Source organism: Pseudomonas sp. TR47 (assembly GCF_044143025.1).
In the GTDB taxonomy this organism is placed as follows: Bacteria; Pseudomonadota; Gammaproteobacteria; order Pseudomonadales; family Pseudomonadaceae; genus Aquipseudomonas; species Aquipseudomonas putida_E.
Genome location: NZ_JBHFCS010000051.1, coordinates 1 through 4,661 on the forward strand (window position 1 = coordinate 1; position 4,661 = coordinate 4,661).

At 57.2% G+C, this 4,661-nt stretch carries 4 protein-coding genes and 2 pseudogenes; 2 read left to right on the top strand and 4 right to left on the bottom strand.

Annotation, left to right across the window (positions count from 1 at the left end):
- The 3 genes and pseudogenes from ACEWE8_RS25810 to ACEWE8_RS25820 form a co-directional block, all read right to left on the bottom strand.
- Positions 1 to 641: pseudogene (locus ACEWE8_RS25810) on the bottom strand (Reverse transcriptase); the annotation flags it as partial.
- Between the two features lie 413 nt (positions 642 to 1,054).
- Positions 1,055 to 1,342 (bottom strand): DNA-binding transcriptional regulator, encoded by a 288-nt coding sequence (locus ACEWE8_RS25815; RefSeq protein ID WP_046788286.1) that lies wholly within the window; start codon positions 1,340 to 1,342, stop codon positions 1,055 to 1,057.
- Positions 1,342 to 1,656: a hypothetical protein gene (locus ACEWE8_RS25820; protein ID WP_046788307.1), complete on the bottom strand. Its 315-nt coding sequence runs from the start codon at positions 1,654 to 1,656 to the stop codon at positions 1,342 to 1,344. Before ACEWE8_RS25820 ends, ACEWE8_RS25815 begins: the two co-directional genes overlap by 1 nt.
- 218 nt (positions 1,657 to 1,874) lie before the next feature.
- Between ACEWE8_RS25820 and ACEWE8_RS25825 the strand changes: the two genes are divergently transcribed.
- On the top strand, positions 1,875 to 2,522 hold the full coding sequence (locus ACEWE8_RS25825) for a hypothetical protein (protein ID WP_223255179.1): 648 nt from the start codon (positions 1,875 to 1,877) through the stop codon (positions 2,520 to 2,522).
- Between the two features lie 51 nt (positions 2,523 to 2,573).
- On the opposite strand, the pseudogene ACEWE8_RS25830 reads toward ACEWE8_RS25825, so the two are convergent.
- Positions 2,574 to 2,775 (bottom strand): annotated as a pseudogene (locus tag ACEWE8_RS25830) (hypothetical protein); the annotation flags it as partial.
- A gap of 145 nt (positions 2,776 to 2,920) precedes the next feature.
- Here ACEWE8_RS25830 and ACEWE8_RS25835 point away from each other — a divergent pair.
- Positions 2,921 to 4,582, top strand: a complete 1,662-nt coding sequence (locus ACEWE8_RS25835; protein ID WP_367904188.1) for an FMN-binding glutamate synthase family protein — start codon at positions 2,921 to 2,923, stop codon at positions 4,580 to 4,582.
- The last annotated feature ends 79 nt before the right edge of the window (positions 4,583 to 4,661 follow it).

Consider the following 4,661-nt stretch of genomic DNA (forward strand, 5'->3'; position numbering starts at 1 on the left):
TCAAGCATAAAGCCGGGGCTTAGCTCGTGATAGAAACTGCTCACATCAGCAGTTAGTGCCAATACTTTTTTCTTCTCGCTTAGGGCTGTGCGCATCGCCTTGATGCCGCCGTCGCGCCATTCGCGGAAGGGTCTGAGATAAGGCTTGAATGATCCAAGGGCCCATGTATTGATCTCATCGTGCCGGTTACGGCGCAGGCGGCCTCCAAATACATTGCTGCTGAGCTGTTTGTCGATGAGGTCGCCGACCTCCATCATCCATAGTGATGACAGCACGTGAAAATCGATGCTGCAGCGGGCCATAAGGCGGAATACGGCTGTGGGAGGGTTGCCGGCTTCAATCGCGCTTATCCACTCGGCCTCCGGTGAGGCGAAGATCAGGCTTTGATCCTTCTCTACCTTTGCGACCTTAATTTCTTTAGGGGCCAGCGTCCAAGTGCCGAGAAATGCGGGGGACTTCACCCAGTCCTCGCTCGCTGCCTCGATCTGATCCTTCAGGCGAGCGAGGTTTTGGCTCAGATTGTCTTCATAGCTAGCGATATCAAACAGCAAGGGATTGGTTGAGTAGTAGAGATCAACCTTGGCCTTGCGGTAGGCAAGGCCAAGATCATGCAGCGATACCGACATCTGATTGACGTCCATTTCTTATCCTTCGACAACCCTGAAATATCCTAGATCTTACCGAAAGCAGGCATGAGTGGGCTAAGGCATCACAAAGCCCGTATCTCTATTCACTGGTTTTTATAAGCAGCTCAACCTGAAAACTTGGAGAGCAATCCAAATACGGTAAACCATGGCTGAAAATCAGGTGCTCGGAACCTAATCGACCAACGGCGGGAGAAAGGATACTTTTAGGGATAAATCGGTCAAAGAAATCAGACAAAACTCATAAAAATCATATACATAAAAATTAGTTCGACTCTTGGTGCCGCCATCCAAGGCTCCATAGAAAGCTTTCAAAATCTGTACCCCGAAAAACCCGCCTTCCATCGTGTATTTCCGTCTTGGCACTAACTTGAGGAGGCTGGACCAGCTTGAACCTGCCTCCGAAGATGTCAGCTCAATGCTGCAAGCACATGCTCAGGGTCATTGTGTATTGCACGAAGCAGAGCACGAGCGGGGCCTTCCGGCTCGCGGCGGCCTTGTTCCCAATTTCGTAGGGTCCCTACAGCAACATCGATGCGTTTGGCGAACGCAGCCTGGGAGAGACCAGTTGCTTGGCGGATTTTTTTGACCTGAACCGCGTCAACGTGGAACTCGCGCGAAGGCTGACGCTCACCACGATCGATCTCATCCATCTGTGTCATGCTTTCCACTAGACGATCGAAGAGATTCTTTTCCATTACTTCCACCCTTTGTTGATTGCGCGAAGCTGCGCTTTCTGTTTATCAGTCAAGGTATCCATGATGCCCTTGCGATAGATCAGAATCATTCGTATCTGGTATGCCGAGGATACATGGTAATAAATCACTCGCACGCCACCACTCTTGCCTTTGCCCTTGGCCGACCAGCGGATTTTCCTTAGGCCACCCGTACCCTCTATAAGGTCTCCAGCGATTGGCTGCCCAGCGAGGTACGACTGCAGTTCCCGATACTCATCGTCACCCAAGTGTTCCTTCACATCTTGGGTAAAAATGGGCGTTTCTATGAAGATCATGCAATCCCTGCTATACGTCATTGGCGTACTATGATGGTAGGGCCTTGCTCAGCAATGCACAAGCCACGCCTTGTAGTCTTTGTCCGAATAAGTGCCGAACGGTAAGAGTAAACAAGGTTCACCGTAAGGAAGGCTCCTTGGGTTTTCCCCAAAACAGGCCAGCATCGCCGAGCGAGCCTTCTGCTCCAACGTAACCAGCTGTCTGAGGCTGATCCTCGATGAAGCGCGAGAGAAAGACCGTAACCCCTGACAAAGGCTGCAGCCCTCAGGCTTCCAACCTGAAGGAAACGCCGGTATCCAACGCTTTGGATACCGTTCAGCCCGATAGCCGGCTTGGAAAGCTCTGGGCGTTTGCATCGCCAGATGTGCCAGTGCACGATCAGCGCGTCCGTCAAGCGCTGGATTACCTGGTGGTGCAAGCAACCAAAATGCCTTTGGAAAAGGTTGATAGGGCCGTTGCAGAAACCTTCGCGCTTTTGTTTTGGTACAAAAACGAAGATATGCACCAAGCCGTGGAAGACCGCCTTAAAACGCCTGGGCTCGCTGCCGTCAGGAAACGCCGACTCATGTATCTGGTGGATCGGCTTCGCCGATTCCCCTGCATGAAACCGGAGCGGGCCGATCAGATGAAGAAACTGGTCGCCAAATGGCAGGGTCTGTCCCGCAACGTGAACGAAAAGCTGGTGGCAAGGGCGCAGCAACTCAATCGATACGACAAGGTTGCCGTCGCATGGGGAGTGGCTGAACCTGTGGGACACCTGATGAGTATGGTCCTTGAACTGCAGACCCGACATTTTGTGGACGCTCACCAGCTACCCAATGGGTATGCCAAATTGGCAACGCGCCAAAGCGTTTCACATCAATGACAGTTGCAAGCACACCGCACAAAGGCCCGCCGATGCGGGCCTTTGTATTTCTCAGAACGCCGTGCTCACCGTCACCGACGTATTCCGCGGATCTCCATAGATCGCCCCGGCACTCAAACCGTCACAGGGAACCCAGCAGGACTGGAAATCGCGCGGATGTTGGTCTGCGTTTCACGCCCCGGCGCACAGGCCCAGGGAGGCGATAGGTGGTCGATACCTTGAACAGGTGCGACGAGGCGCTGCGCCCGTTACTCGACCCAGAGTCCATTTAATTCCAGGAATCGCGCACAACCACACCCCAGCCCGTCATCAGGTAACAGTGTTTTACCAATTGCCATGGTTTTCCGCGCGCCCAGTTTCCCTATCCTTGCCCCGGTCATCCTGCCTGCGATGGACCCATGAAACACTCTCTACCCAGCCGTTACGCCTGCCTGGCCATCTGCCTGATTTTCACCTGCGCCAGCCTTCCCCTGCTTGCCACGCTCACTTGGCTCTGGCCGCTGACGGTGATCACCGCCCTGCTCAGCCTGGTTGGCCTGAACGACCTGCGCCAGAGCCATCACGCAGTACGGCGCAACTACCCGATCCTGGGCAACATCCGCTACCTGATCGAAACCATCCGCCCGGAGATCCGCCAGTACCTGATAGAAGGCGACGACGACAAGCTGCCCTTCTCCCGTTCGCAACGGTCGCTGGTCTACGCCCGGGCCAAGAACGAAAGCGCCGAGAAAGCCTTCGGCACTCTCAACGATGCCTACAAACCCGGCTTCGAATTCATCAGCCATTCCATGGTGCCGGTGGCAACCCCGGACCCTGCCTCGTTCCGTATCGCCATTGGCGGGCCGCAGTGCCGGGTGCCCTACTCGGCGTCGATCTTCAACATTTCGGCCATGAGCTTTGGCGCACTCAGCGCCAACGCCATCGCCGCGCTGAACCGGGGCGCGCGCATGGGCCGCTTTGCCCATGACACCGGTGAAGGCAGCATCAGCCCTTACCACCGTGAGCATGGCGGCGATCTGATTTGGGAAATCGGCAGTGGTTACTTCGGCTGCCGTACCGAGCAAGGCCGCTTCGACCCGCAGCGCTTCGCCGCCCAGGCCTGTGACCCGCAGGTGAAGATGATCGAGATCAAGCTCAGCCAGGGCGCCAAACCCGGCCACGGCGGCATTCTGCCAGGGCACAAGGTCAGCGCTGAAATCGCCGCCACTCGCGGCGTGCGTGTGGGCGAGAACTGCATCTCACCGGCGGCGCACAGTGCCTTTCGCACGCCGCTGGAGCTGCTGCACTTCGTCGCTCAACTGCGTGAGCTGTCCGGTGGCAAACCCGTGGGCTTCAAGTTCTGCCTGGGCCACCCGTGGGAATTCATGGGCATCGCCAAGGCCATGCTGGCCACCGGCATCACGCCGGACTTCATCGTCGTCGACGGCAAGGAAGGCGGCACTGGCGCGGCGCCGCGCGAGTTCAGTGACAACATGGGCGTGCCCATGCGTGAAGGGCTGATGTTCGTGCACAACACCTTGGTAGGCCTGAACCTGCGCTCGAGCATCCGCATCGGTGCGGCGGGCAAGATCGTCAGCGCCTTCGATATCGCCAGCGTGCTTGCCATCGGCGCCGACTGGGTCAACTCGGCGCGCGGTTTCATGTTCGCCATCGGTTGCATCCAGTCGCAGAGCTGCCATACCAACAAGTGCCCGACCGGTGTGGCCACCCAGGACCCGTTGCGCCAGCGTGCGCTGGTGGTGCCGGACAAGGCCCAGCGGGTCGCCAGCTTCCACCGCAACACCCTCCATGCCCTGGCCGAGATGCTGGCGGCCGCCGGCCTGGAGCACCCCTCGGAGCTCAAGCCCAAGCACCTGGCACGGCGCATCAGCACCAGCGAGATCAGCCTGTTTTCGGATTTGCATCAGTTCCTCAAGCCCGGCGAATTGCTCAGCGGCTCGATCGAAAGCGAGTTCTATGCGCGGATGTGGCGGATGGCGCGCAGCGACAGCTTTGCACCGGAGACGGGGGAAGTGGTTATAACGAAAACGGCTCGCACAAAAGAAGCAGAGCCTGCTTGAAGGGCTGAATTACCGGGCATCTGCACCGGCCTCATCGCCGGCGAGCCGGCTTGTATGGTAGGACTCGAAGGGGTGGGTG

Coding starts and splice junctions, on each gene's coding strand:
- ACEWE8_RS25815 (WP_046788286.1), bottom strand. CDS start 1,342: ATGGAAAAGAATCTCTTCGATCGTCTAGTGGAAAGCATGACACAGATG.
- ACEWE8_RS25820 (WP_046788307.1), bottom strand. CDS start 1,656: ATGATCTTCATAGAAACGCCCATTTTTACCCAAGATGTGAAGGAACAC.
- ACEWE8_RS25825 (WP_223255179.1), top strand. CDS start 1,875: ATGAAGCGCGAGAGAAAGACCGTAACCCCTGACAAAGGCTGCAGCCCT.
- ACEWE8_RS25835 (WP_367904188.1), top strand. CDS start 2,921: ATGAAACACTCTCTACCCAGCCGTTACGCCTGCCTGGCCATCTGCCTG.